The following is a 26,287-nucleotide window of genomic DNA, read 5'->3' on the forward strand; positions in this document are numbered from 1 at the left end:
GAATCTCGAGAGCAATGACCTCCAGTCAGTCAGTCCCCACCTCGTCTGCAACTCCATCTGCAGCCATCTCATCGGCGTTCGGAGCCGACGCCTTCGGCCGCCGCCACATCGGCGTCGGCGTGAACGAGCAGCAGCAGATGCTGTCGACGCTCGGCTACGACAGCCTGGAGGCCCTGCTCGGCGCCGCAGTGCCCGAGTCGATTCGTGTTGGCGAGATTCTCAACTCGGCGATTCCGGATGCCGCTACCGAGCGTGAGGCGCTGGCCGAACTGCGGGGCATCGCAGACCAGAACACCCTGCGCACCTCGATGATCGGCCTCGGCTACTACGGCACCATCACGCCGTCGGTGATCAAGCGCAACGTGCTCGAGAACCCGAGCTGGTACACGGCGTACACGCCGTACCAGCCGGAGATCTCGCAGGGGCGCCTCGAGGCGCTGATCAACTTCCAGACGATGGTCACCGACCTCACCGGGCTCGACACGGCCAATGCGTCCATGCTGGACGAGGGTACGGCCGTCGTGGAGGGCATGCTCCTAGCCCGCCGTGCATCGAAGCTGAAGACGAACCGCTTCGTCGTGGACGCAGACGTGTTCCCGCAGACGCTGGCGTTGCTGCAGTCGCGCGCCGAGGCGCTGGACATCGAGCTCGTCGTCGCCGAGCTGCGCGCGGATTCCGATGTCGCCGCGCTCGGCGAGCACTTCGGCCTGTTCGTGCAGTACCCCGGCGCCTCCGGACGCGTCTGGAACCCCGCGGCCGTCATCGCCGCGAGCAAGGCGCAGGGCGCCCTCGTCGTCGTGGCCGCCGATCTGCTGGCCCTCGCGCTGATCACCTCTCCCGGCGAGCTCGGCGCAGATGTCGCCGTGGGCACCAGCCAGCGCTTCGGTGTTCCGATGGGCTTCGGCGGACCGCACGCCGGGTACATGGCCGTACGTGCTGGCCTCGAGCGCCAGATGCCCGGCCGCCTCGTCGGCGTGTCCAAGGATGCCGTCGGCCACCCCGCCTACCGCCTCACCCTGCAGGTGCGCGAGCAGCACATCCGCCGCGAGAAGGCGACGTCGAACATCTGCACCGCACAGGTGCTGCTGGCCGTCATGGCGAGCATGTTCGCCGTCTACCACGGCCCGGCCGGCATCCGCCACATCGCCGTCGGCACCGCGCAGAAGGCGCGCGCCCTCGCCGATGTGCTCACCGGCTACGGCCTGACGCTGGTCAGCGACGACTTCTTCGACACGATCCGCGTGCACGTCCCCGGCCTGGCCTCCACGGTCATCGAGCGTGCTCGCAACCGCGGCTACAACCTATGGGAGGTCAGCGAGGCCACCATCGCGATCTCGGTCGACGAGACCACCACCGAGGCCGACCTCTCGCTCATCGCCGAGGCATTCGGCCTGCCCGAGCGCACGCCCGTCACCGTCGACCCTTCCGCGCTGCCGGCCATTGCCGCCGGCGAGTTGCGCCGCACGAGCAGCTATCTCGATCACCCGGTGTTCAACTCGCACCACTCCGAGACGCAGATGATGCGCTACCTCAAGACGCTCGCCGACCGCGACTACGCCCTCGACCGCGGCATGATCCCGCTCGGCTCCTGCACCATGAAGCTCAACGCGGCCACCGAGATGGAGGCCGTCACCTGGCCCGAATTCGCAGGGCTCCACCCCTTCGCCCCCGAGGCCGATGTGCGCGGCTCGCTCGCGCTGATCGAGCAGCTTGAGACGTGGCTCGCCGAGGTCACCGGATACGACTCCGTGTCGCTGCAGCCGAACGCCGGCAGTCAGGGTGAGCTCGCCGGACTCCTCGCGATCCGCGGCTACCACCGCTCCAACGGTGAGTTCGAGCGCACAGTCTGCCTCATCCCGTCCAGCGCCCACGGCACGAACGCGGCATCCGCCGTGCTCGCCGGCATGAAGGTCGTCGTGGTCGCCTGTGACGAGCTCGGCAACGTCGACCTCGACGACCTGCGCGCCAAGATCGCGCTGCACGCCGAGGTGCTCTCTGCCCTGATGATCACGTACCCGTCGACGCACGGCGTCTACGAGCACGAGGTCACCGCCATCACCCAGGCCGTTCACGATGCCGGCGGCCAGGTCTACGTCGACGGCGCCAACCTGAACGCGCTGCTCGGTTTCGCCCGCTTCGGCGATTTCGGCGGCGACGTGTCGCACCTGAACCTGCACAAGACCTTCTGCATCCCGCACGGCGGCGGCGGCCCCGGCGTCGGCCCGGTCGCGGCCAAGGCGCACCTCGCCCCGTTCCTGCCCGGCCACCCGCTGGCCCAGCGCGCCGACCACGGCCCGTTCGTGCACGCCGGCGGCCCGGTCTCTGCCGCGCCGTACGGCAGCCCGAGCATTCTCCCGATCACGTGGGCGTACATCCGCATGATGGGCGCCGAGGGCCTCAAGCAGGCCACCGGTGCTGCCGTGCTGAGCGCCAACTACATCGCGGCGCGCCTCCGTGAGCACTACCCGGTGCTCTACACGGGCGACAACGGTCTGGTCGCACACGAGTGCATCCTCGACCTGCGCCCGCTCACCGAGGAGACCGGCGTGACCGTCGACGACGTGGCCAAGCGCCTCGTCGACTACGGCTTCCACGCGCCGACGATGTCGTTCCCCGTTGCCGGCACCCTCATGGTCGAGCCGACCGAGTCGGAAGACCTCGGCGAGATCGAGCGCTTCATCGAGGCCATGATCTCGATCAAGGCTGAGGCGGATGCCGTCGCCGCCGGCGTCTGGCCGGCCGACGACAACCCGCTGCGCAACGCCCCGCACACCGCACAGGCGGTCGTGACCGGAGATGACGGCTCTGGCGAGTGGACCCACCCGTACACCCGCGAAACCGCCGTCTACCCCGTGCGTTCGCTCATCCGCAACAAGTACTGGGCGCCGGTGCGCCGCATCGATCAGGCCTACGGTGACCGCAACCTCGTGTGCGCCTGCCCGCCGCCCGAAGCGTTCGCCTAAGCGGCAGCGCCCCGTCACGACAGAGACCGCGCCTCCGAGTGCATCCGGCCCACCAGGGGCGGATCGCAGCCGGATGCGCGGTCTCTGTCTGTCTGCCGGAGCGGGCGTCATGCCCGGCGAGGAGGGGCTGGCGAGGGCCGAGACGCGGGAGTAATCTGAGGGCAACTCATCTATGGAGGAGGCTCTCATGCTTCTGGCAGATCTTCTCTGGGCAGGTGCGGGACTGAGCGTGATCGGCACGCTGGCCGCTGCGGTCGCTCTGATTCCCGATGCCATCGATGCCCGCGCCGATCGGCTGCAACACAGCGATCCCGGTACGGCGGCCGCGCTGCGCCGGGCCCGTGCGATGACCGAGTTCGGCAGCAGCGAGGGGCTGCTGTTCGACGGCTCGCTCGTGGCGTGCACGCCGACGCGTCGCAGCGGGATCACGCTGCGCGTGCTCGGTGACGACGAGGAATCGAATCACGCCATCGCCGTTCGTGCAGCCGCAAGCCAGGCGCCGGTCGAGGCGCCGAGGGCAGACGTCGTCAGCCGGCCGCGAAGAGTGCCGGCCACCACATCACGGCGAGTGGGTAGCCGACGAACGAGGCGACGTCCAGAACCCAGTGTGCGATGACGAGTGGCATTGTGCGGCCCCACTTCTCGTAGCACCATCCGAACAGGACGCCCATCGCACAGTTGCCGGCGAACGGGCCGAAGCCCTGGTAGAGGTGGTAGCTCCCGCGCAGCGTCGCGCTGGCGACGATGATCGCCCAACGATTCCAACCCAGTTGCCGCAGCCGGGTGAACAGGTACCCGACGACGATGATCTCCTCACTCAACGCCGCATTCGCGGCCGAGAGCAACAGAATCGGGATCGTCCACCAGAATGTCTCCAGGGGTGAGGCGTTGATCGCCACGGTGATGCCGAGCGCCCGGCCGCCCAGATAGAGGGCAATGCCCGGGATGCCGATGACGGCGGCCAACGCGAGGCCGGCGCCGAGGTCGCGCCCCGGGCGGGTCAGGTCGAAGCCGATCCGCCGGAACGGGCTCTGGCCCGGCCTCCACAGCAGGTAGAGCACGAGTGCCACCGCGAAGAGCGCGAAGAAGATATTCAGGAACTGGTAGGTGAAGTCGAGCCATTCGCGGCTCGACTGCGAGGTGTTCAGCGCCGTGCTCTGCTGACCGAGCGGTTTCTCGGCGGTGAGCTTCGCGACGAGCGACACGACCGAGTAGACGGCGGACGCCCCGAGCGAGAGCCCGAGCACGATCGCCAATTCGATCCACAGCCTCGTGCGCTCCGGCCGGGTGATGCTCTGAGCCGGGGGAGGGGGAGGGAGCCGCAGTGCCGAGCGCACGCCGGACGCCCTCGTCGACGCTGCCGAGGTCGTGTCGATCACTGTTGCCCGACCCGGCATGCCGGCGTTCCCCCGGGCAGCGCGTAGCGGTAGCGCGCCACGAGCGCATAGCCGGCGGCGGCCAACCACGAGAACGGCGGAAGCAGCATGAGATGGCCGGCGAAGCGCAGAATTGCGCGGGGCTGATGGGTGAGCAGGGCGGCGACCGCGCGGTGCCCACCGTGGCGGTGACCATCGGCGACCAACCACACGCGGGCCGCGGCATCCGCCTCGCGCAGGCCGTAGTGCTCGAGGTCGGTCCACTGGTACGGGGAGGCCTCTGGCATGGCGGGAAGCGCACGTCGAAGCCATGAAACGCTGCTCGTGCAGAAGCCGCAATCGCCGTCGAAAATCAGCAGCACGGATGGGGTTTCGGATGCCGAGGCCATGCCGCCATTCAACCACGCCCAGGGCGCGCAAGATCCTGCGAAATCGCACGCAACATATGAGCGATTTGTAAGATCCTGCAAGAAAGCCGCGAATCTTGTTTCCTGTTTGTAACGGTTCCGTACTGAAGTTGCACAAGACCCGCGCGCTGCATACTCTCGGGGGTACTTGGCGCGGCGGTGCGGCAACGTTTTCGTGCTGCCGTTGCCCACTTTGCACAGGAGGAAAACTTGAAGATCAAGAAGCTAGGCCTCGTTGCCGTCGCTCTTGCTGCCGCCAGCGCTTTGGCGCTGAGCGGTTGCGCCAGCGACACAGGCAGTGGCAGTGGAAGCACCGAAGGCGCATCCAGCTCGTCGGCCATCATCACCACGAACGGCTCGGAGCCGCAGAACCCGCTGCTTCCCGCCAACACCACCGAGACCGGTGGCGGAAAGATCGTCACGTCGATCTTCGCCGGCCTGGTGTCCTACACCGCTGACGGCGAGATCGAGAACGAGGTCGCGAAGTCGATCGAGTCTGACGATGCACAGCACTGGACCGTCACGCTGAACGACGGCTGGACCTTCACCAACGACGAGCCCGTCACGGCCAACTCCTTCGTTGACGCGTGGAACTACGCAGCCCTCCTGAGCAACGCCCAGGGCGCTTCGTACTTCTTCGACAACATCGAGGGCTTCTCCTACGACGCCGACTCCGAGCTGACCGGCCTCAAGGTCGTCGACGACCTGACCTTCACGGTTGACCTTGCTGCTCCCGAGGCCGACTGGCCGCTGCGTCTGGGCTACTCGGCATACATGCCGCTGCCCGAGGCCGGCCTTGCCGACATGGAAGCATTCGGCGAGAACCCGATCGGAAACGGCCCGTACATGCTGGCTTCCGACTCGGCATGGGTCCACAACGAGAAGATCGACCTGATCACCAACCCTGACTACAAGGGTGTTCGCACCCCGGTCAACGGTGGCCTCACGATCACCTTCTACGCGACGCAGGATGCGGCTTACGCCGATGTCCAGGGTGGCAACCTCGACGTTCTCGACGGTGTCCCCGACTCCGCGTTCTCGACCTACGAGGACGAGTTCGGTGACCGCGCGGTCAACCAGGCTGCAGCCATCTTCCAGGGCTTCAACATCCCGGGCTACCTCGCACACTTCGGTATGGATGAGGAAGGCGAGCTTCGCCGTCACGCCATCTCGATGGCGATCAACCGCGACGAGATCACTGACGTGATCTTCGAAGGCACCCGCACCCCCGCCACCGACTTCACCTCCCCGGTGATCGCTGGTTGGACCGACAAGCTCGAGGGCGCCGAGTACCTGGAGTACAACCCGGAGGAGGCCAAGAAGCTCTGGGCCGAGGCCGACGCCATCTCGCCCTACACCGGTACCTTCGACATCGCGTACAACGCTGATGGCGGACACCAGGCCTGGGTCGAGGCTGTCACCAACAGCATCGCCAACACCCTCGGCATTCAGGCCGTCGGCAAGTCCTACCCGACCTTCGCCGCCGCGCTGGACGACCGTGAGCAGCAGAAGCTGACCGGTGGAACGCGTGCCGGATGGCAGGGCGACTACCCCTCGATGTACAACTTCCTCGCCCCGCTCTACCAGACCGGTGCAGGCAGCAACTACGAGGGTTACAGCAACCCGGAGTTCGACTCGCTGCTCGCTGAGGGTTCTGTTGCACAGACCGTCGAGGATGCAACGGCGAAGTACCAGGCTGCTCAGGAGGTCCTGCTCAAGGACATGGCCACCGTTCCGCTCTGGTACTCCAACGTGAACGGTGTCTCGTCTGAGGCCGTTGACAATGTCGTATTCGGTTGGGACTCCGTCCCGCTGTACTTCCAGATCACGAAGGAATAGTTCTCCGTAACTAACCTCCCTTCCTAGTTCGACCGGCTGTCCGAGGCGTTTCGCCTCGGACAGCCGGCCGACTAAGCTCATCCAGTGATTGTGATCTCAATGCTTCTTCCATCGAACGGAGGATGCTGATGCTGTGGTACACAGGCAGACGTATTCTTCAGATGATCCCCGTTTTCTTCGGCGCGACGTTCCTCATCTACTTCATGGTGTTCTCCCTCCCGGGTGACCCGATTGCCGCTCTGTACGGCGACCGTCCTCCGGCCCCTGAAGTGATCGAACAGATTCGGGCGCAGTACAACCTCGACCAGCCGTTCATCGTTCAGTACCTGCTCTACATCGGCGGGCTGTTCCAGGGTGACTTCGGTACGACCTACTCCGGCCGCCCGGTCTCCGAGGTCATGGCTCAGGCGTTCCCGATCACCCTCCGCCTCGCCATGCTGGCCCTCTTCTTCGAGGCCGTTGCCGGCATCACGATCGGCCTCATCGCCGGTCTTCGCAAGGGCAAGATCTTCGACGCGAGTGCTCTCGTCGTCAGCCTCCTGCTGATCTCCGTGCCGACATTCGTCGTCGGTTTCGTTCTGCAGTACGTCTTCGGTGTGCAACTCGGCTGGGCACGTACGACAGTCAGCGGTGATGCGCCGTTCAACGAGCTGATTCTGCCCGCCATCGTGCTGGCATCCGTCTCGTTCGCCTACATCGTGCGCCTGACTCGGGCGAGCGTCGCAGACAACCTGAACGCCGACTTCGTGCGCACCGCGACGGCCAAGGGCCTCTCGCGCAATCGCGTCGTTCGCGTGCACGTGCTCCGCAACTCGCTCGTTCCCGTCGTGACCTTCCTCGGCGTCGACCTGGGTGCGCTCATGGTCGGTGCGATCGTCACGGAGGGAATCTTCAACATCAACGGCGTCGGCGGTACCGTCTACCGCGCCGTTCAGCTCGGAGAAAGTCCGACGGTCGTGTCGTTCGTCGCGATGATGGTCATCATCTTCGTCGTGGCGAACCTGCTCGTCGACCTGCTCTACGCATTGCTCGACCCGAGGATTCGCTATGCAAAATAAGAATTTCCAGCCGCAAGAGCACTACGTTGCGCCGATCGAAGACACCCCGATCGCCCCTGTCGACCGCCTCGACGAATCAGAGAAGGCCAGGAGCACCTGGGCAGACGCGTGGGATTCCATGCGTCGCCGCCCCTCCTTCTGGATCTCCTCGATTCTCATCGTGTTGATCCTGATCGTCGCCGCGTTCCCCGGTCTGTTCACCTCGGTGTCGCCGAACCTGAACTGCCAGCTGGCAGACAGCAACGGAGCTCCGGAGGCCGGGCACCCCCTCGGCTTCACCCGTCAGGGCTGTGACGTCTACGCGCGCATCATCTTCGGCGCACAGGCATCCGTAACCGTCGGCGTGCTGGCAACGCTGCTCGTGACGCTCTCCGGCATCATCGTCGGTTCGCTGGCCGGCTACTACGGCGGCTTCCTCGATTCCTTCGTCTCCCGTGTCGGCGACATCTTCTTCGCGATCCCCACCGTCCTCGGTGCGATCGTGCTGATGTCGGTCCTGCCCGAGCGCACACCCGCCACGGTGGCTCTCGTGTTGGCGATCTTCGCGTGGCCGCAGATTGCGCGCATCATGCGCGGTGCTGTGCTCTCCGCGCGGAACTCCGACTACGTGACCGCGTCGACCGCCCTCGGTGTGTCGAAGTTCCGGATCCTGATCCGGCACGTCATCCCGAACTCGATCGCCCCGGTGATCGTGGTCGCGACGATCTCGCTCGGAACGTTCATCGTCGCCGAGGCGACCCTGTCGTTCCTCGGTATCGGCCTGCCGCCGAACGTCATGTCCTGGGGTAACGACATCGCCCAGGCGCAGACGTCGATCCGCACCAACCCCCAGGTGCTGCTTCTGCCCTCCGCCGCACTGTCGATCACCGTGCTGTCGTTCCTGATGCTCGGTGATGTGGTTCGCGACGCACTCGACCCGGCAGCGAGGGCACGTCGATGACCCCGGCCATGAACGAAAACGAGAGTCAGAACATCGATACCTCGATCACGCCCCTGCTCCAGATCCGCAACCTCGAGGTGGGATTCCGCACTCAGCGCGGTCTCGTGCCCGCAGTGCGCGGTGTCGACCTGACGCTCTACCAGGGTCAGACCCTCGCCATCGTGGGGGAGTCCGGCTCCGGCAAGACGACGACCGCGCAGTCGATCATCGACCTGCTCCCCGGAACAGGCGAGGTCACCGGTGGCGAGATCCTGTTCGAGGGTCGCGACCTGACCAAAATGTCTCCGAAGGAGATCCAGGGCGTTCGAGGCAACCTCATCGGCTACGTTCCCCAGGACCCGATGTCCAACCTCAACCCGGTGTGGAACATCGGCTTCCAGGTTGAGGAGGCCATCAAGGCCAACGGCGTCGCCCAGGGCAAGGAAGCGAAGCTCCGCGCCATCCAGGTGCTGGAGGAGGCCGGCCTCGGCGATGCCTCAGAGCGTCTCAAGCAGTACCCGCACCAGTTCTCCGGCGGTATGCGTCAGCGCGTGCTCATCGGCATCGGCCTGTCGTCTCGCCCGAAGCTGCTGATCGCCGACGAGCCGACCTCGGCCCTCGACGTCACGGTGCAGCGTCAGATCCTTGACCACCTCGGCACGCTGACCCGCGACTACGGCACCTCCGTGCTGTTCATCACGCACGACCTCGGCCTCGCCGCCGAACGTGCGGAGCAGCTCGTGGTCATGTACCGCGGCAAGGTCGTCGAGTCCGGCTCGTCCAAGGAGATCCTGGCCAACCCGCAGCACCCGTACACGCAGCGCCTGGTCTCGGCCGCGCCGAGCCTCGCATCGCGCCGCATCCAGTCGGCCAAGCACGCCGACGCGGCGGCACCGGAGATCTTCTCCGGTGACTCCCTCGACGCGACACTGATCGCCCGTGCTGCCGAGCGCGAGCAGGCGGCGCCGGCCAAGGACCTGATCTCGGTGCAGGACGTCTCCAAGACGTACCGCATCCGTCAGCAGGGGTTCAAGTACAAGGAACTCCAGGCCGTTGACGGCGTGAGCTTCGGTGTGCAGCGGGGAACGACCACCGCGATCGTCGGTGAGTCCGGATCCGGCAAGTCGACCGTCGCCAAGCTGCTGCTGCAGCTGGAGACGATCACGAGCGGCAAGATCGAGTTCGACGGCCAGGACGTCGCCGCGCTGAAGGGGGCGGAGCTGCTCAAGTTCCGTCGCCGCGTTCAGCCGGTGTTCCAGGACCCGTACGGATCGCTCGACCCGCAGTACAGCGTGGGCAACACGATCGCCGAGCCGCTGCTCGCGCACAAGGTCGGCACGGCCAAGGAACGGCAGGCCCGCGTTCTGGAGCTGCTCGACCAGGTGTCGCTGCCCGCTGCGACCCGGTACCGCTACCCGAGCGAGCTCTCCGGCGGTCAGCGCCAGCGCATCGCCGTTGCGCGTGCGCTCGCGCTGAAGCCCGATGTGCTCGTGCTCGACGAGGCCGTCTCGGCTCTCGACGTGCTCGTGCAGGGTCAGATCCTGAACCTGCTCACCGAGCTGCAGACCGAGCTCGGCCTGACCTACCTCTTCATCACGCACGACCTCGCGGTCGTGCGACTGATCGCCGACAACGTCTGCGTCATGAAGAAGGGGCGGATCATCGAGGCGGCGACGACCGACGAGGTCTTCGACAACCCCCGCGAGCGCTACACGCAGGATCTGCTGGCCGCCATTCCCGGCGGAAACTTCGTGTTCGGCCGCTAGCCGGCCGCCGCACGACGGCACATTCACGATCGGCCCAGCACCCCTCATCCGGGTGCTGGGCCGATTTTCATGCAACTCAGGGTAAACTGATCGCATAGGGTACCAGCGAACATTGATTTCGCAACCGCAAGACCGTCCCTATCGCGCGCTTCATCAGTGCTCTTCTCAGCCTGATCCCGTCGAGCAGGGTGCTCGCCGCGAGGCGCAATTCAACCCACAGCAGACCAAGGACAAACTTTTATGGCACTCGCCACGCGCGATAACCTCCGAAATGTGGCGATTGTCGCCCACGTTGACCACGGCAAGACGACTCTGGTTGACGCCATGCTGCGCCAGACCGACTCCTTCGCCGAGCACGCTCACCTCGAAGAGCGCGCCATGGACTCCAACGAGCTGGAGCGCGAAAAGGGCATCACGATTCTCGCCAAGAACACGGCAGTCTCGTACAAGGGCAAGCACGCCACCGACGGCCCCATCGTCATCAACGTCATCGACACCCCCGGCCACGCCGACTTCGGTGGAGAGGTCGAGCGCGGTCTTTCCATGGTTGACGGCGTTGTACTGCTCGTCGACGCCAGCGAGGGCCCGCTCCCGCAGACCCGCTTCGTGCTGCGCAAGGCGCTCGAGGCCAAGCTCCCCGTCATCCTGTTGGTCAACAAGACCGACCGCCCCGACGCCCGCATCGACGAGGTCGTCGCCGAGAGCCAGGACCTGCTCCTCGGTCTCGCCAGCGACATGGCCGACGATGTTCCCGACCTCGACCTCGACGCGATCCTCGACGTTCCCGTCGTGTACGCATCGGGCCGTAACGGCGCAGCCAGCCTGAACAAGCCGGAGAACGGCGCACTGCCGGACAACGACGACCTCGAGCCGCTCTTCGAGGCGATCCTCAAGCACGTGCCGGCTCCCGTCTACGACGACGAGCACCCGCTGCAGGCCTGGGTCACGAACCTCGACTCCTCGCCGTTCCTCGGCCGCCTCGCGCTGCTGCGCATCTTCCAGGGCACCATCAAGAAGGGCCAGACCGTGGCCTGGGTCAAGCACGACGGCACCGTCTCGAACGTGCGCGTGACCGAGCTCTTCATCACGAAGGCTCTTGACCGCTTCCCCGCCGAGAGCGCAGGCCCCGGTGACATCGTCGCCGTCGCCGGCTTCGAAGACATCTTCATCGGTGAGACCCTCGCTGATGTCAACGACGTGCGCCCGTTGCCGACCATCACGGTCGACGACCCCGCCATCTCGATGACCATCGGAACCAACACCTCGCCGATCATCGGCAAGGTCAAGGGCCACAAGCTCACCGCGCGCATGGTCAAGGACCGCCTCGACCGCGAGCTCGTCGGTAACGTCTCGCTCAAGCTCGTCGACATCGGCCGCCCGGATGCCTGGGAGGTTCAGGGCCGTGGAGAGCTCGCTCTCGCCATCCTCGTCGAGCAGATGCGTCGCGAAGGCTTCGAGCTCACCGTCGGCAAGCCGCAGGTGGTTCTGAAGAAGATCGACGGCAAGACCCACGAGCCGTTCGAGCACCTCACCATCGATGCCCCCGAGGAGTTCCTCGGTGCCATCACTCAGCTGCTCGCCGCCCGCAAGGGCCGCATGGAGGGCATGTCGAACCACGGCACCGGCTGGGTTCGCATGGAGTTCATCGTTCCCTCGCGCGGCCTCATCGGCTTCCGCACCGAGTTCATGACGATCACCCGCGGTGCGGGCATCGCGAACGCCGTCTCGCACGGCTACGAGCCCTGGGCCGGCGAGATCGTCACCCGCACGAACGGCTCCATCGTGGCCGACCGTGCCGGTGTCGCCACCCCGTTCGCCATGGTGGCTCTGCAGGAGCGCATGTCGTTCTTCGTCGAGCCCACCCAGGAGGTGTACGAGGGCATGGTCGTCGGCGAGAACTCTCGCGCCGATGACATGGACGTGAACATCACCAAGGAGAAGCAGCTGACCAACATGCGTCAGTCCACCTCCGACTCCTTCGAGCGCATGACCCCGTCGCGCAAGCTGACGCTGGAAGAGGCTCTCGAGTTCGCCCGCGAGGACGAGTGCGTCGAGGTCACGCCCGAGTTCGTGCGCATCCGCAAGGTTGAGCTCGACTCGACCGCGCGTGCACGCACCTACTCGCGCATGAAGAAGCAGAACCAGGGCTAAGTCCCGATCGAAGACGGCCACCGCGCACCGCGCGGTGGCCGTTTTCTTGCGCCGGGCCGCTTCGGTGGGCACCCAGCGCTTTGTGAGCTTCTCTCAGGAGTCTTGCGGCACTTGCACCCTGACCGCCCAGAACAGCGTTCTAGGCTCGTCGGATTGCTTGCGTCACGATTCGCGTGGTGCGTTCCCCACGAGATTGTGTACAGCACCCCTCTGCCTTTATGAGTTTCTTCCTTTCACACCGTTCCCCGTCAGCCCGCCCTGCCTCTCGCCTGCTTCGAACCGCGCTCAGCGCCGTTGCCATGGCCACCGTGCTCAGCTTCACCGCCATGCCGGCCGTCGCCGCCAACGCGGTCGTCTTCTCTGAGTCGACGAGCGAGGTCGGCGCCTCGAGCTTCAGCAGCGCCCTCTCCGGCGAGACGCAGTCGGTGGTGAGCCCCTCGGAGGCCACCTCGACGATCGACCACGAGGAGTACAGCGCAGAGGCGCCAGCGCCGGCGCCGGTTCCTGCCGCCGTCGCGCAGGCAGCGGCCCCCGTCGCCGTGGCTGGCGGGGTCGTCTGGCCATACTCCTTCGAGGCGCGCATCAACGGCGGCTTCGGCCCGCGCGATGCGCCCTGCGGCGGGTGCTCCACGTTCCACGACGGTGTGGACTTCGGTGGCGGGGACGGCACGCCGATCCAGTCGATCGCCGACGGTGTCGTCGTTGTGGCGACCAACGACGGTGGCGGCCTCGGCACCCACGTCGAGATCCAGCATGTCGTCGGTGGTAGAACCATCACCAGCTCGTACTCGCACATGCAGTACGGATCGCTCGGCATGTCGGTCGGCGACGCCGTCGTGGCCGGACAGTTCATCGGCCTGACCGGCACGACCGGCCAGTCGACCGGGCCTCACCTGCACTTCGAGCTGTTCTACGAGGATGGCGTGCGGATCGACGGCTATGCCTGGCTGGCTGAGAACGCCGGCTGAGTGACCCCGTAGAATTCGTCTGTGAGGCGGGCGTTCGCCCGGACGACAGTGTGATGGAGACGACTCTGATGAAGACCATTCGAACCCGCCTAGCCGTGCCAGTGGCCATTGTCGCTGCGCTGTTGCTCGCCCCGGCTCTCAGCGCCTGCTCGTCGGTCTCCGGCATCGTCAACGGGGCAGTCGAGGATGCATCCGGCGGCAACGTCAGCGTCGGCGCACTTCCGAGCGGCTGGCCGGACGAGGTGCCCGTCATCGAGGGCGACGTCGTCGGCGGCGGCAAGAACCCGGATGGCGCCGGCTGGATCGCGATCATCAAGTCCGAGGCCACCGACCCGATCGCCGACGCGCAGACTCAGCTTGAGGCGGCCGGCTTCTCCACACCGGAGGGCGTCTCGGCCGAGAACATCCCCGGTCTCGAAGGTCTGGCGAACGGCGCCTACTTCGCGCAGAACGCGAACTACGCCGTTGTCGTCGCAGGCAGTGACCAGGGCGTGCTGTACACGGTCGTGCCGATCACGCAGTAACGGGATGCGCAGCATCCCGAAAGGCGGCAGCCAATAATCAGGCAAACTCAGGGACCGTCACCGCTATTGAAACGGTTTCGACAGCTCAATCTGCTGGTGCGGTTTCGACAGGCTCAACCAGCGGATCCGGCGACACTGCGCCCGGCCGGAGCGGCCCGATCCGGTCAGGCGTTCAGGGCTTCGGGGGCGGCCTCGTTCCTCTGCTGCTCCCTCGAGCCAGCGTGCAGATGCGCGTGGAGTCCGCTGTGATGCGGGCCGAGATCAGCCGCTCAGGCGAACAGCGGCTCGCCGATGTAGCCGCCCTGGCTGGCTCCGGGCGGAACGGCGAACAGCGCCGATCCCACGTGCCGGATGTACTCGTTGAGTGCGTCGTTCTTGGCCAACTGGGACTGCACGGTGATGAATTGTTCGGGGGAGCGCTGGTAGCTGAGGAAGAACAACCCGGCGTTCAGCCTGCCCAGCTCGTCGTTGCCATCGACGAAGTTGTAGCCGCGGCGCAGCATCGCCGCGCCGCCGTTCGAGGTGGGGTGCGAGAGTCGCACATGCGCCGTCTCGGCGATCAGCGGCTGGTCGGCCCGACCGGTTGCCTCGAAGTCGGGTTCGGTGAACTCGCTACCGCCGGAGAGCGGGGCGCCCTCGCCCTTCGTGCGGCCGATGACCGCCTCCTGTTCGCGCAGGATCGTACGATCCCAGGTCTCAATTGTCATGCGGATCCGCCGGGCGACGAGATAGCTCCCGCCGCTCATCCACGCCGGACCGTCCGAGGAATTCACCCAGATCTGCTTGTCGACCGTCGCGGTCTCCTCCGCCTTGACATTGGCGGTGCCGTCTTTGAAGCCGAACAGGTTGCGCGGTGTTGCCTGGGTGGTGCTCGTCGATGAGGTGCGGCCGAAGCCGAGCTGTGACCAGCGCAGGCTCGCCCGGCCGAAGGCGATGCGTGTGAGGTTGCGAATGGCGTGCACGGCCACCTGGGGATCATCCGCGCAGGCCTGAATGCACAGATCGCCGTCGGAGGCCGCGGGGTCGAGCATGTCCCCGGGGAAGTGCGGCAGCGGGTGGAGGGCCGGCGGCTGCTTGCCGGCGAGGCCGAAGCGGTCGGCATCCGCCGCCCCGCGAAAGAGACTCGGACCGAAGCCGAATGTGATGGTGAGCCCGCTGGCAGGCAGGCCCTGCGCCTCGCCCGTGTCCGACGGCGGTGCGTCGTAGTTGCCGCCGACGGCGCCGAACTCGCCGATGTCCTGCCCGGCAGTCATCGCGGCGGCCGCGACGGTCCAGTCCTGCAGCAGCTCGATCAGATCGGCGCGTGTCGCGTCGCCGGCCATGTCGAACGCGGCGAAGTGCAGGCGGTCTTGGGCGGGCGTCACGATGCCGGCCTGGTGGGCGCCGTAGAAGGCGTAGCTGCGCGTGGCGGGGGAGGATGCCGAGCCGGATGCCGCGCTCACGGCGCGGTCCGCCCCGATGCCGATCCCGATGCCCGCGACGGTCGCGCCGGCCAGCCCGAGCAGGCCGCGGCGCGAGATCCCCTGGCGCGCCGGCGCGTCGGGTGTGGGGGCGGATCCGGCCGCGGCGGCTCCCTCGGCGGGAACGCCGGGGGAGCCATCGTGTGAAGTGCTCATGACTCCGAGGTTAGTTCAGCACGAGCGTCGCGGTGAGCTGGTTGAGCGGCTCACCGAGGGCGTTCACCTGGTCGGAGAATGCCCGGACCTCGGCGGGGCTGAGCTCGGTGTACAGACGGAAGCCATCGCCGACGCGCTGGGCGTCGAGCAGGGTCTGCAGCGCCGCGAACTCCTCGTCGAGGGTTGCGGCCAGTTCGGCGTCCTTGGCCAGCAGGATGTCGCGCACGCCGCCGTAGAGCACGGTCGCGCCGTCGACGTTGGCCTGGAAGTCCCAGAGGTCGGTGTGCGACCAGAACTCCTCCTCGCCTGTGACCTTGCCGCTGGCGACCTCGTCCATCAGGCCGATCGCTCCGTTGGTCTGCATGTCGAGCGTGAACTCGAGATCCTGCACCTTCTCGTTCAGCGTCGCCGTGTCCTCGACGAGCTTGTCGGCGAGGGCCTGACGCTGCTCAGGGGTGTACGCGGCGAAGCCGGCCTCGGCCTCTGCCGGCCACAGGTCCTTCTCGATGGCGTGCCATCCGGTCCATTCCTGGCCCTCCTCGAGGTCGGCCTCGCGGAGGTCGAGCATCGGGTCGAGGTCGCCGAAGGACTCGGCGACGGTCTCGACGCGCTCCCAGTGCACGCGGGTGGGGGCGTACAGGGCACGGGCCTCGTCGTCGTTGCCTGCGATGTATGCGGCCGCGAATGCGTCGGTCCCGCTCACCAGCTGGGCGATCTGGTCCTTGACGTACGCGGCGTAGTTGACGTTCGCCGCGTCGACCTGGGCGGTCAGATCGGCATCGGCCTCGAAGTCGTGGCCGGAGTCAGTGACGGTGAACGCCGCCTTGCCGATGCCCGCACCGATCATGCCGGGCTTGCAGACGGTGAAGTAGTCGCCGGGCCGTGCCTGCACGACGAGGTCGCGGCTGATGCCGGGTCCGATGTTCTCGACCTCTCCGACGATGCGCAGGCCGTCCTCGGCGAGCAGGTAGAACTCGGTCACCTGCGTGCCCGAGTTGCTCACCGTGAACTGCACGTTGCCGCTCGGGGCGGTTGCCGCGGCAACGGCGCAGTCCGAGGCGCTGCTGTCCACGGTGATGGCGGTGTGGTCGGCATCCGCTGTGGAGGTGTTGGCGACGCAGCCGGAGAGCAACAGGAGGGCGGCGCCGGCTGCTGCGGAGGCGATGGCGGGACGAACTAGGCGTGACACAGGTGTCTCCTCAGAGTGGGGTGTGCGGGAGTGCGGGGGTCTAGGCGCGAGCGAGCGGGGCGGATGCCGCGGCCACCGGCTGGGCGACGGGGCGTTTGCCCGTGCGGCTCTTCACGATGAACAGCGTGAGGGTCGGCACGACGTAGGCGAGCCAGACGATGGCCTCCAGCCAAGTCGTCGCCGGTGAGAAGTTGAGAGTGCCCTTGAGCAGTGTTCCGTACCAGCTGTCCGGCGGGATCGAGGCGCTGACGTCGAAGGCGAGGTTGTGCAGCCCCGGCAGGATGCCGGCCTCCTGCAGGTCGTGCACGCCGTATGCGAGCACTCCGCCGGCGACGATGATGAGCGCGGCACCCGTCCAGGTGAAGAAGCGGGAGAGGTTGATGCGCAGCATGCCGGCGTAGATGAGCCAGCCGAGGCCGACGGCGGTGAGGATGCCGAGGCTTGCGCCCAGGATCGGCATCGTCGTCTCGCCCGTCGCCTGCACGGCCGCCCAGATGAAGAGGGCGGTCTCGATGCCCTCGCGACCGACGGCGAGGAACGCAACGAGCACGAGCCCCCAGCCGGTGCCGTCGAGGTGCCTGTCGACGTTGCTGTGCAGCGCGCCCTTCATGTCGCGCGCGGTGCGCAGCATCCAGAACACCATCCAGGTGACGAAGCCCGTCGCGATGATCGAGAGCGTTCCGCCGATCGCCTCCTGTGCCTCGAAGCTCAGCCCGTAGGTGCCGAAGGTCAGGATGGCGCCGATTCCGAGCGCGAGCAAGACGGCCAGGCCGATGCCGAGCCAGATGCGGCCGAGCAGATCGCGGCGATCGATCTTGACGATGTATGCGATCAGGATCGTGACGATCAGTGCCGCTTCGAGACCTTCGCGCAGGCCGATCAGGTAATTAGCGAACATGGGTCTTCCGTGGCTGGGAGCAAGACTGACGAAGTCTGAGAGTTTGGTAAGGCTACCCTTATGGCAAAGCCGTCCGGAGGTCGAGCGTAGACCTGAGGAAGGCTCCTGTCCAGTCGGGGAATCGTTAGGATGACTGACGACCGAGCTTGCTGAGCGAAATGGGTGCCACGTGGTGTTGAGCGGACGAGACGAGCGCGTGCTCCTCGTGTTTCCCCGGGGCCGTGACGCACTGGCCCTGGCCGGCGGCACCATCGCCAGACTCGTTGATTCCGGTTCGAGCGCCGCTGTGCTCACCGGTGATGCCGACGCCGCCGCCGAGGGCGGTCTCTGGGCAATGGGGGCGCGCAGCCAGGCCATGACCGGCGCCGACGCCCGGGCCGCCGTCTCGGCGGCTTTCGACGCTCAGGAGGCCACGGCGATCATCGTGCCGGCACTCGGGCCCGGCCAGGAGAGCGGCGGGGCTGGCGCCATCGTCGCGGCGGCCGTTGCCGAGGCATCCGCGCGCCACCTGCCCGTCTACCTGGCGGTGACGGGGCGGATGCCGGCAGGCAAGCGTCTCATCGCCGTCGATGTCTCCGACCAGCTCGACGCCAAGGGCGACGCACTGGCAGCGCTTCCGGGAGCGAGCGTGCGGGAGCGCACCGTGAGTTTCGATGATCAGGAGCCGCGTCTGCTCGGCGCCACCGAACAATTCGTGATGATCGGTGGCGGGCACGCCGAGGTGGAGCAGCCGCCGAGCACCGCAAATCGCATCGGCGCCGCCGTGCTCGGCTTCGTTGTCGGTGTGATCTTTGCCGGAATGGGCACGGTCGCGCACCAGTCAACGGTGCAGCTCGGCCCGCTCGATGTCCCCTGGGGCCTGATCCTCGGCCTGCTGGGCATCACCGCGTTGTTGGTCGGGCTCCGCCTGGTTCTGCATGACCGCGTCACGGTGCTGTTCACCGCACTCGGCATGCTCCTCACAATCTTCGTTCTCTCGCTGCGGAGCACCGGCGGATCCGTGTTGATCCCCGAGGGCGCGCTCGGCCTGGCCTGGACGATGGGCCCGGCGATCATTGCCGCGATCGTCATCGCCTGGCCGCGTCTGCCCGCTCGCCCGGAGCCGCGCGCGTAGGCTGGACGCAGTGCCTGCCTCAAGCGTGGGCGCTGTCGGGCGAGTCGTTTGTCACGCGCGTAGAACCGGACGCAGCGCTTGCCGTGAGGAGTGGCGCTGTCGGGCGAGTCGTTTGTCTCGCGCGTAGAACCGGACGCAGCGCTTGCCTTGAGGAGTGGCGCTGTCGGGCGAGTCGTTTGTCACGCGCGTAGACTGGACGCAACGCTTGAAATGGCGTGCTCGTGAAGGGAATCTGAACACCGTGACCTATGTCATCGCTCTTCCGTGCGTCGACGTCAAAGACCGTGCTTGCATCGACGAGTGCCCGGTTGACTGCATCTACGAGGGTGAGCGTTCGCTCTACATTCACCCCGACGAGTGCGTCGACTGCGGTGCCTGTGAGCCGGTCTGCCCCGTCGAGGCGATCTACTACGAAGACGATCTCCCCGAGCAGTGGGCCGACTACTACAAGGCCAACGTCGAATTCTTCGATGACATCGGCTCCCCGGGCGGCGCGGCCAAGGTCGGCGTCATCGCCAAGGACCACCCGGTGATCGCGGTTCTTCCGCCTCAGGCTCACTGAGCCCGGGCGCCTCGTGCTGAGAGAGCTTCCGGAGTACCCGTGGGACCAGATGGTGCCGTTCGCCGAACGGGCGCGTCGGCATCCGGGCGGAATCGTCGACCTGTCGATCGGTTCGCCCGTTGACCCGACCCCGGCACTGATCCGCGACGCCCTCGCTCAGGCGACCGACGCGCACGCCTACCCGCAGACGGCGGGAACGCCGGAACTGCGTCGCGCCATCGTCGACTGGTTCGAACGCCGTCGCGGCGTGACCGGGCTCGCCGAGCGCAACGTGCTGCCGACGATCGGCTCCAAGGAACTCGTGGCCCTGCTGCCATTCGTGCTCGGTGTCGGCGAGGGCGACGTGATCGTGCACCCGCGCGCCGCCTACCCCACGTACGCCATCGGTGCCGCGATCGCCGGGGCCGAGAGCCTCGCCTCCGATGACCCGGCCGAATGGCCCGCGAACACCGCGCTCATCTGGCTGAACAGTCCCGGCAACCCCGACGGCCGCGTGCTGAGCGTCGATGAGCTCCGCAGCGCGCGCGAGCGTGCACGGGAACTCGGCGCCGTCATCGTCAGCGATGAGTGTTACGCCGAGCTCGGCTGGGACGCGCCGTGGGATGCCGAACGCATTCCGAGCATCCTCGACCCCCGCGTCGTCGGCGACGACCGCTCGAATGTGCTGGCCGTCTACTCGCTGAGCAAGCAGTCGAACATGGCCGGATACCGTGCCGCATTCGCCGCAGGCTGCGGGGGAGTGATCCAGCGGCTGCTGACCGTGCGCAAGCACGCCGGCCTCATGTTGCCTGCCCCGCTGCAGGAGGCCATGGTCGTGGCCCTGGGCGATGACGCGCACGTCGACGCCCAGCGCGAGATCTACCGTGCCCGGCGGGCGGTGTTGTTGCCGGCGCTGCTGGATGCCGGTTTCACGATCGATCACAGCGAGGCCGGGCTCTACCTCTGGGGCAGCGAGGGGCAGGGCGCCTGGGAGACGATCGACCGGCTGGCCGAGCTCGGCATCCTGGCCGGCCCTGGCCCCTTCTACGGCGACTTCTACCCGCAGCACGTGCGATTCTCGCTCACCGCGAGCGACGAGCGCATCGCGGAGGCCGCAGCGCGCCTGCGCTCCTGAGCTGCACTGCGCTGTTCCGCGCCGCTTCGCTGGTCGAGTAGCGAGGAACGAGCGTATCGAGACCTCACGGGGTCGAGTTTTGGCGAGTGTCAGGGTCTCGATACGGCCGTAGACGGCCTACTCGACCAGCGGTACCTTCCCGCTGATCGGGCCTGTGCTCCCGCTGATTGAGCCCGTGCTCCCGCTGATCGGGCCTGTGCTCCCGCTGATTGAGCCTGTCGAAATCAGGGCAGCTCGATGCGGGCGAGCGCGGACTCGCCGCCTGGGCTGGGGATGACCGCCACGAGCACGCCAGGGGCGACCCACACCGCGCTCCTGGCGCGACGCAACGCCAGCGACGAGCCGAGCGGCGGGTCCGCCGCGGTGTCGTACACGGCGAGCCCGGGCGCCAGCGGCCCGGCGCCGGAGCCGTCGGCGAATTCCCGGAACCGGGCAGAGCCACCCGTGATGTGCACGGGGGCCTCCGCACCCGTCTCCTCCGCGACGGGCAGCACGATCGAACCCCCGTCATCGGCGTCGATGGGCCTCACCCGATAGCCCGGTCCGTACTCCAGCGCGGCGCGGTGCGGGGAAACGGGCGGGAGCGCCCCGTCGATCGCACGCGCCGTCCCGTCGGCCGTGATCTGGAACACGCCGTGCTCGGTTCCAACGACGACGCCACGCGGGTCACCGGCCGACACGTCGATGGATTCGGCAGCCAGCGCTCGGCCGCGCAGCTGCTCGCCGTCCTCGGGCTGGGTGATCACCGCCTCCACCGGTGCGCCGGGCCCCGCCGAGCCCGCTGCACCGGCCAGGGTCTCGAGATCGCCGTTCCGCGTCATCCGCCGAACCACATAGGCGCCCGAATTCTCCTCGTGCACATCGACCCGCTCCACGAAGACGAGCAGGCCGTCCGGATCGACGTCGATACTCGTGATCGGGCCGAGGGGCGACTCGACCGACGCGGGTCCGTCCGCGGTGAACGGCAGCGCCGCCTTCGGGCTGGTCCGCACGCGCTGGCCTGTGAGGACAGCTTCCGAGGCGCGCGTCGCGGTATCGAAGAGTTCCACCGTCGTGTTCAGCACTCCGCTGCCGAGCGGGCGGAGCACGTAGAGCATCGTCTCGTTGAGTGCGGCGATGTCGAGCGCGGTCGGGCCGTACCTCGCCTCCTCAGTGAAGCGGGTGATCGAACCGTCCGCAGCGACGCCGAGCCAGGAGCCGGCCGATTCCGTCCACACCCCGCCGGCTGTGTCGTCGCTGATGTTCCAGACTCCGAAGGTGATATCCCCCTCCTCGCCGGAGGCGCCGTCACCGACCGTGAGCGGACTGAGCTGCCAGCTGCCGGGAGCCGGAGTCGTGCATCCGGCAAGCAGCAGCGTCACGGCAGCGGCGATGCCGAAGCACGCGAGCCCCCGCCTCGTGGTCATACGGCGATCATAGTGTTCGCGCGGGTGAGGCGAATCAGGAGCTTATCTCCAATGGAATCCCACATTCTTGAGCGGATGCAACAGTAGGCTGCGACGCGGATTAGGCTGTAACTCGGACTGCGCGCTAACCGTGTGCCCGTCCATCATCTTTCTTCCCCTTCCACCATCCAGGATTCAGGAGGCGCCGTGGGCGACGTCGAGCAGGCACAGGCCGAAACAACCGAGGCCGAAGTGGCAACCACCCCGGCACAGCCGGTGATGGCCACGCTGAGCTACCCGGGCGGCACCGCCGAGTTCCCGATCCTTCAGGGAGTCGACGGGCCGGCCAGCCTGGACGTGTCGACCCTCACCAAGCAGACGGGCCTCACAGCCCTCGACTACGGCTTCGTGAACACGGCGTCGACCAAGTCGGCGATCACGTACATCGATGGCGCGCAGGGCATCCTCCGCTACCGCGGCTATCCGATTGAGCAGATCGCCGAGCACTCGACCTTCCTCGAGACGGCCTGGCTGCTGATATACGGCGAATTGCCGAGCGCGAGCGAGCTCGCCGATTTCGACGACAAGATCCGCCGCCACACTCTGCTGCACGAAGACCTCAAGAAGTTCTTCGGTGCGCTGCCGCACGACGCCCACCCCATGTCGGTGCTGAGCGCCGGTGTCTCGGCGCTGTCGACCTACTACCAGGGCGACCTCACCTCCAAGGACCCGGAAGACATCGAGCTGGCCACCATCCGCCTCCTCGCCAAGCTCCCGGTCATGGCCGCATACGCGCACAAGAAGAGCATCGGCCAGGCCTTCCTGTACCCGGACAACTCGCTGAGCTTCGTGGACAACTTCCTCAAGCTCAACTTCGGCAACATGGCCGAGCAGTACGTGCCGAACCCGGCCGTCTCGCGGGCGCTCGAGCGTCTGCTGATGCTGCACGAAGACCACGAGCAGAACGCGTCGACCTCGACCGTGCGTCTCGTCGGCTCCACGGACGCCAACCTCTTCGCGTCGGTATCCGCCGGCATCCAGGCGCTCTCCGGCCCGCTGCACGGCGGGGCCAACGAGGCCGTTCTCGCGATGCTCGCCGAGATCCGCGACTCGGGTGAGGGCGTTGCCCGCTACGTCGAGCGCGTCAAGAACAAGGAACACGGCGTCAAGCTCATGGGCTTCGGGCACCGCGTCTACAAGAACTACGACCCGCGCGCGAAGCTCGTCAAGGAGAGCGCCCACGAGGTGCTCGACGCTCTCGGCGTCAAGGACGAGCTGCTCGACATCGCCATGGAACTCGAGCAGATCGCCCTCGAGGACGACTACTTCAAGTCGCGTCGCCTGTACCCGAACGTCGACTTCTACACCGGCGTGATCTACAAGGCCATGGGCTTCCCGACGCACATGTTCACCGTGCTGTTCGCGATCGGCCGCCTCCCCGGCTGGATTGCCCACTGGCGTGAGATGAACCAGGACGCGCAGACGAAGATCGGTCGCCCGCAGCAGCTCTACACGGGATCTCCCGCGCGCGACTTCCCTCAGCGCTAGCGTGCAGCGAAACGGCCGGCCACACCTCGAGTGCCCGGCCGTTTCCGCGTTAACGGGAGCGGGGCTCAGCGGGGTTGCGGGGTGTCGAGTTATGGGGCTGTGCTCCGGGCCCCACCGTCAGGTTCAACGCGATCGGTCCCGGAAAATGGGGCCCGGAGCACAGCCCCATTGTTTGAGCTGAGGAGCAACCCCGCTGAGCCCCGCATGCACGGGCGGGAGTTCCCCCGGCCCCGCTCAGGGCTTCGGTCGCTGGCGCTCCCTCAGCCGCCGAGCGGCGCCGGGTGAAGCTGCAGGATGTCGCGTGAGGCCGTGCGCACGGCATCCGGGGTGAACGCCCACTGGCGGGTCTTGTGCTGCTGCCAGAGCGGCGTCTGGTCGGCGTAGTGCGGGTTGAATGCGTGCCCGGATGCACCGGTGAGGTTCACCCAGGTCGACTCGTCGAAGTCGGCGAGGCTGATCACCTGGCGCATCGACGGCACCCAGTCGACGGCGTAGCCCGCCGTGGCGTCCCAGCCGACGGCATTGACGACGGAGGAACCGCCGGCGACCGGGTACGGTCCCCGGTTGAACAACCACTCGATCGGGGCGATGCCGGATTCGCCGAAGCTCGCGTTCGTCAGCGTGAGCGTGTGCAGCTCACCCCATTCCCAGCGCGTCGGATCGGAGCCGAGCTTCTGCTCGCCCTCCTCCCACGCCTGCTCCGCCGCGTAGCTGAGCATCGCGTCCATTCCGGAGATGCCGAGTTCCTCGTTCGTCCACCAGGGGGAGTCCGGCTGGCCGAGCAGTGTGCCGACGACGCTGAACCAGCGGTCGCCGCCCACCGGCTCCGTGCCATCGGGCAGCTTCTCGTCGAACATCGCGCTGAGCAGATGGCGCCACGTCATGTTGAAGTACGCGGATGCCGCAGAGTCGGCGTCATCCCAGTAGTCCCAGTCCGTGAGCAGACGCTGCGCCTTCGCGGCATCCCCGCTGACCGTGAGCCCCGCGAGCACGGGCGCCAGCTGCGCGGCGATGGCGTTGAAGTTGTCGGCCTGCACGGAGGCCATGTCGTCGACGGTGAGCTTCTCGCCGGCCGCCACGAGCTCGGCGAGGCGCGTGTTGATCTGCTGGGCCCGGTAGCCGAGATCCCAATCCACGGTGATGAGGTTCGGGTAGTCCGGGCCCACCGCGGCGTTGTTGGCGGTGACGATGAGGCCGCTCGCCGGGTTGGCGACACTCGGCAGCTGCTCGAAGGGGATCGCCCCGGCCCAGCCGTACCCGCTGCTCCAGCCGGGCACCGGCACGGTGCCGTCGCCGCTCAGTCGGATCGGCACGATTCCGGGGGCCTGGTAGCCGATGTTGCCGGCGGTGTCGGCGTAGATCAGGTTCTGCGATGGCACCTCGAAGAGGCGTGCCCCCGCGCGGAACTCGTCCCAGTTGCTGGCCTTGTTGATGGCGAAGATCGATGACGGCGTGTGGCCGGGAGTCAGCGCCGTCCACTGCAGGGAGAGGGCGTAGTCGCCGGCCGGCTCCCCGGAGGCCTCCGGATACTCGTCCGCGATCTCCGTGAATCCGGGCGTGATGTCGGTCACGATCGGGCCGCGGCCCGTCGAGCGCACCTCGAGCTCAACAGGTTCGGCGCCGGCGACTCGGATCGTCTCGGTGCGCACGGTGAATGGACGCACGGTGCCGTCGAGCTCGTAGCCGTCGTCGGTCACCCGCTCGAGGTAGAGGTCGGCGACATCCGGGCCCAGGTTGGTCAGCCCCCAGGCGATCGAGGTGTTGTGGCCGATGACGATGCCGGGGAGCCCGGAGAAGCTGTAACCGGCCACATCGAATGGGCAGCTCGGGCTCACCTCGCTGCAGCGCAGGCCCATCTGGTACCAGACCGAGGGCATGACGGCACCGAGATGCGGGTCGTTGGCGAGGATCGGGGCGCCGGTGTCGGTCAGCGTGCCCGCCGCCACCCAGGAGTTGGAGCCGATCTCGTTACCGGCCGGGCCGAGCAGTTCCGGCAGAGCCGCGAGGCTCGCCTGCAGGCTGCTGAGCGCTTCGACCGTCGCGGGAGCGGCCAAGGCCGGATCGGGATCCGTGGCGATCGGCTCGGCGGAGAGCCCCGCCGGTGCCGTAACAGGCCCCCCGACGATCGTCGGGTGCGCGGAGTACGGGTATGTCGGATGCAGCAGCGCCACATCCTCCGGCGACAGCGCCGTCGAGAGCAACGCCCTGTCGATCTCCTCGTCGAGGTTGCTGCGCAGATCCCACGCCATCGCCTTCAACCAGGCGACGGAGTCGGCCGGCGTCCACAGCTCCGGTTGGTACTGCGCATTCTGCAGCCCGAGCACGGCGTACTCGAGCGAGAGCTCCGCACCGCTGCGGGAGCCGAGGTAGGCGTTCACGCCGTCGGCGTAGGCTTGGTAGTAGGCGAGCGTCTCGCTGTCGAGCATGGCCACCTCGGCCTCGGCGACCGTGCGCCAGCCGAGGGTGCGGATGAAGGAATCGGTCGCCACCTGCGACGGGCCGAACATCTCGGCCAGGCGCCCCGCCGTGACGTGGCGCCGGAAGTCCATCTCCCAGAAGCGGTCCTGCGAGTGCACGAAGCCCTGGGCATAGAAGAGGTCGTGGGCGCTGTCAGCCGTGATCTGCGGGATGCCGGCGTCGTCTCTGGCGACGGTGACCGTCGCGTCGAGCCCAGGGACATCGAGCTCGCCGCTGGTGGTCGGGAACGAGCGCTGCACGGTCCACACGCCGACCCCGGCCGCCACAAGCACGAGCACGAGGAGTGTGGTCAGGAGGCCGATGAGTACACGGATTCCCCTGTGGCGTGTCGTGCGTGGTGCGTCCGTTCCCAATGCAACTCCCTCGTCGCTCTTCCCTCGTCACAGCGACCCTATATCGCCGGGGGAGAATC

At 67.2% G+C, this 26,287-nt stretch carries 19 protein-coding genes; 12 read left to right on the plus strand and 7 right to left on the minus strand.

Annotated features, from left to right (window positions below):
- The first annotated feature begins 14 nt into the window (after positions 1-14).
- A complete protein-coding gene (gene gcvP / locus ASC66_RS16245) occupies positions 15-2,963 on the plus strand; it encodes an aminomethyl-transferring glycine dehydrogenase (protein ID WP_055842058.1) in 2,949 nt (982 codons plus the stop codon).
- Positions 2,964-3,490: 527 nt separating this feature from the next.
- Here gcvP and ASC66_RS16255 read toward each other — a convergent pair.
- Together ASC66_RS16255 and ASC66_RS16260 are read right to left on the minus strand one after the other, a co-directional pair.
- Entirely contained in the window at positions 3,491-4,300 is an 810-nt protein-coding gene (locus ASC66_RS16255; RefSeq protein WP_055842400.1) for a CPBP family intramembrane glutamic endopeptidase, read from the minus strand.
- Between the two features lie 38 nt (positions 4,301-4,338).
- Positions 4,339-4,728, minus strand: coding sequence for a thiol-disulfide oxidoreductase DCC family protein (locus tag ASC66_RS16260; protein ID WP_055842063.1), 390 nt, complete (start codon positions 4,726-4,728; stop codon positions 4,339-4,341).
- Positions 4,729-4,956: 228 nt separating this feature from the next.
- On the opposite strand from ASC66_RS16260, the gene ASC66_RS16265 reads away from it, so the two are divergent.
- The 7 genes from ASC66_RS16265 (at position 4,957) to ASC66_RS16295 (ending at position 13,971) form a co-directional block, all read left to right on the plus strand.
- Positions 4,957-6,585, plus strand: a complete 1,629-nt coding sequence (locus ASC66_RS16265) for a peptide ABC transporter substrate-binding protein (RefSeq protein ID WP_055842065.1) — start codon at positions 4,957-4,959, stop codon at positions 6,583-6,585.
- 128 nt (positions 6,586-6,713) lie between these two features.
- On the plus strand, positions 6,714-7,643 hold the full coding sequence (locus tag ASC66_RS16270) for an ABC transporter permease (RefSeq protein WP_055842402.1): 930 nt from the start codon (positions 6,714-6,716) through the stop codon (positions 7,641-7,643).
- Entirely contained in the window at positions 7,633-8,583 is a 951-nt protein-coding gene (locus ASC66_RS16275) for an ABC transporter permease (protein WP_055842068.1), read from the plus strand. Before ASC66_RS16270 ends, ASC66_RS16275 begins: the two co-directional genes overlap by 11 nt.
- A gap of 8 nt (positions 8,584-8,591) precedes the next feature.
- Positions 8,592-10,328: a dipeptide ABC transporter ATP-binding protein gene (locus ASC66_RS16280; RefSeq protein WP_055842406.1), complete on the plus strand. Its 1,737-nt coding sequence runs from the start codon at positions 8,592-8,594 to the stop codon at positions 10,326-10,328.
- Positions 10,329-10,568: 240 nt separating this feature from the next.
- On the plus strand, positions 10,569-12,479 hold the full coding sequence (typA, locus tag ASC66_RS16285) for a translational GTPase TypA (protein WP_055842071.1): 1,911 nt from the start codon (positions 10,569-10,571) through the stop codon (positions 12,477-12,479).
- A gap of 299 nt (positions 12,480-12,778) precedes the next feature.
- Positions 12,779-13,447, plus strand: coding sequence for a M23 family metallopeptidase (locus tag ASC66_RS16290; RefSeq protein ID WP_055842074.1), 669 nt, complete (start codon positions 12,779-12,781; stop codon positions 13,445-13,447).
- A 68-nt stretch (positions 13,448-13,515) separates the two neighbouring features.
- On the plus strand, positions 13,516-13,971 hold the full coding sequence (locus tag ASC66_RS16295; RefSeq protein WP_157509834.1) for a hypothetical protein: 456 nt from the start codon (positions 13,516-13,518) through the stop codon (positions 13,969-13,971).
- A gap of 269 nt (positions 13,972-14,240) precedes the next feature.
- Here ASC66_RS16295 and efeB read toward each other — a convergent pair whose 3' ends face one another.
- The 3 genes from efeB to efeU are packed head-to-tail and all read right to left on the minus strand — an operon-like array spanning position 14,241 to position 17,674.
- Positions 14,241-15,587 (minus strand): iron uptake transporter deferrochelatase/peroxidase subunit, encoded by a 1,347-nt coding sequence (gene efeB, locus ASC66_RS16300; protein ID WP_055842080.1) that lies wholly within the window; start codon positions 15,585-15,587, stop codon positions 14,241-14,243.
- 10 nt (positions 15,588-15,597) lie between these two features.
- Positions 15,598-16,776: an iron uptake system protein EfeO gene (gene efeO, locus ASC66_RS16305; protein WP_055842082.1), complete on the minus strand. Its 1,179-nt coding sequence runs from the start codon at positions 16,774-16,776 to the stop codon at positions 15,598-15,600.
- 40 nt (positions 16,777-16,816) lie between these two features.
- On the minus strand, positions 16,817-17,674 hold the full coding sequence (efeU, locus tag ASC66_RS16310; RefSeq protein ID WP_055842085.1) for an iron uptake transporter permease EfeU: 858 nt from the start codon (positions 17,672-17,674) through the stop codon (positions 16,817-16,819).
- 196 nt (positions 17,675-17,870) lie between these two features.
- Between efeU and ASC66_RS18505 the strand changes: the two genes are divergently transcribed.
- The 3 genes from ASC66_RS18505 (at position 17,871) to dapC (ending at position 20,464) form a co-directional block, all read left to right on the plus strand.
- Positions 17,871-18,788, plus strand: coding sequence for a hypothetical protein (locus tag ASC66_RS18505; RefSeq protein WP_235496978.1), 918 nt, complete (start codon positions 17,871-17,873; stop codon positions 18,786-18,788).
- Positions 18,789-19,029: 241 nt separating this feature from the next.
- Positions 19,030-19,350, plus strand: a complete 321-nt coding sequence (gene fdxA, locus ASC66_RS16320; RefSeq protein ID WP_055842089.1) for a ferredoxin — start codon at positions 19,030-19,032, stop codon at positions 19,348-19,350.
- Between the two features lie 13 nt (positions 19,351-19,363).
- Entirely contained in the window at positions 19,364-20,464 is a 1,101-nt protein-coding gene (gene dapC / locus ASC66_RS16325) for a succinyldiaminopimelate transaminase (protein WP_286145601.1), read from the plus strand.
- Between the two features lie 224 nt (positions 20,465-20,688).
- On the opposite strand, the gene ASC66_RS16330 is transcribed toward dapC, so the two are convergent.
- A complete protein-coding gene (locus tag ASC66_RS16330) occupies positions 20,689-21,870 on the minus strand; it encodes a hypothetical protein (protein ID WP_055842091.1) in 1,182 nt (393 codons plus the stop codon).
- Between the two features lie 258 nt (positions 21,871-22,128).
- Between ASC66_RS16330 and ASC66_RS16335 the strand changes: the two genes are divergently transcribed.
- Positions 22,129-23,397, plus strand: a complete 1,269-nt coding sequence (locus ASC66_RS16335; RefSeq protein ID WP_055842414.1) for a citrate synthase — start codon at positions 22,129-22,131, stop codon at positions 23,395-23,397.
- A 260-nt stretch (positions 23,398-23,657) separates the two neighbouring features.
- Here ASC66_RS16335 and ASC66_RS16340 read toward each other — a convergent pair whose 3' ends face one another.
- The gene (locus ASC66_RS16340; protein WP_055842094.1) at positions 23,658-26,228 is read right to left on the minus strand and encodes a penicillin acylase family protein; all 2,571 of its coding nucleotides are present in this window, start codon (positions 26,226-26,228) and stop codon (positions 23,658-23,660) included.
- Between the last annotated feature and the right edge of the window lie 59 nt (positions 26,229-26,287).

Source organism: Leifsonia sp. Root4 (assembly GCF_001425085.1).
In the GTDB taxonomy this organism is placed as follows: domain Bacteria; phylum Actinomycetota; class Actinomycetes; order Actinomycetales; family Microbacteriaceae; genus Microterricola.

Coding starts and splice junctions, on each gene's coding strand:
- ASC66_RS16280 (WP_055842406.1), top strand. CDS start 8,592: ATGAACGAAAACGAGAGTCAGAACATCGATACCTCGATCACGCCCCTG.
- efeB (WP_055842080.1), bottom strand. CDS start 15,587: ATGAGCACTTCACACGATGGCTCCCCCGGCGTTCCCGCCGAGGGAGCC.
- ASC66_RS16260 (WP_055842063.1), bottom strand. CDS start 4,728: ATGGCCTCGGCATCCGAAACCCCATCCGTGCTGCTGATTTTCGACGGC.
- ASC66_RS16295 (WP_157509834.1), top strand. CDS start 13,516: ATGAAGACCATTCGAACCCGCCTAGCCGTGCCAGTGGCCATTGTCGCT.
- typA (WP_055842071.1), top strand. CDS start 10,569: ATGGCACTCGCCACGCGCGATAACCTCCGAAATGTGGCGATTGTCGCC.
- efeU (WP_055842085.1), bottom strand. CDS start 17,674: ATGTTCGCTAATTACCTGATCGGCCTGCGCGAAGGTCTCGAAGCGGCA.
- ASC66_RS16330 (WP_055842091.1), bottom strand. CDS start 21,870: ATGACCACGAGGCGGGGGCTCGCGTGCTTCGGCATCGCCGCTGCCGTG.
- gcvP (WP_055842058.1), top strand. CDS start 15: ATGACCTCCAGTCAGTCAGTCCCCACCTCGTCTGCAACTCCATCTGCA.
- ASC66_RS16270 (WP_055842402.1), top strand. CDS start 6,714: ATGCTGTGGTACACAGGCAGACGTATTCTTCAGATGATCCCCGTTTTC.
- ASC66_RS16275 (WP_055842068.1), top strand. CDS start 7,633: ATGCAAAATAAGAATTTCCAGCCGCAAGAGCACTACGTTGCGCCGATC.
- ASC66_RS16290 (WP_055842074.1), top strand. CDS start 12,779: ATGGCCACCGTGCTCAGCTTCACCGCCATGCCGGCCGTCGCCGCCAAC.
- ASC66_RS16335 (WP_055842414.1), top strand. CDS start 22,129: ATGGCCACGCTGAGCTACCCGGGCGGCACCGCCGAGTTCCCGATCCTT.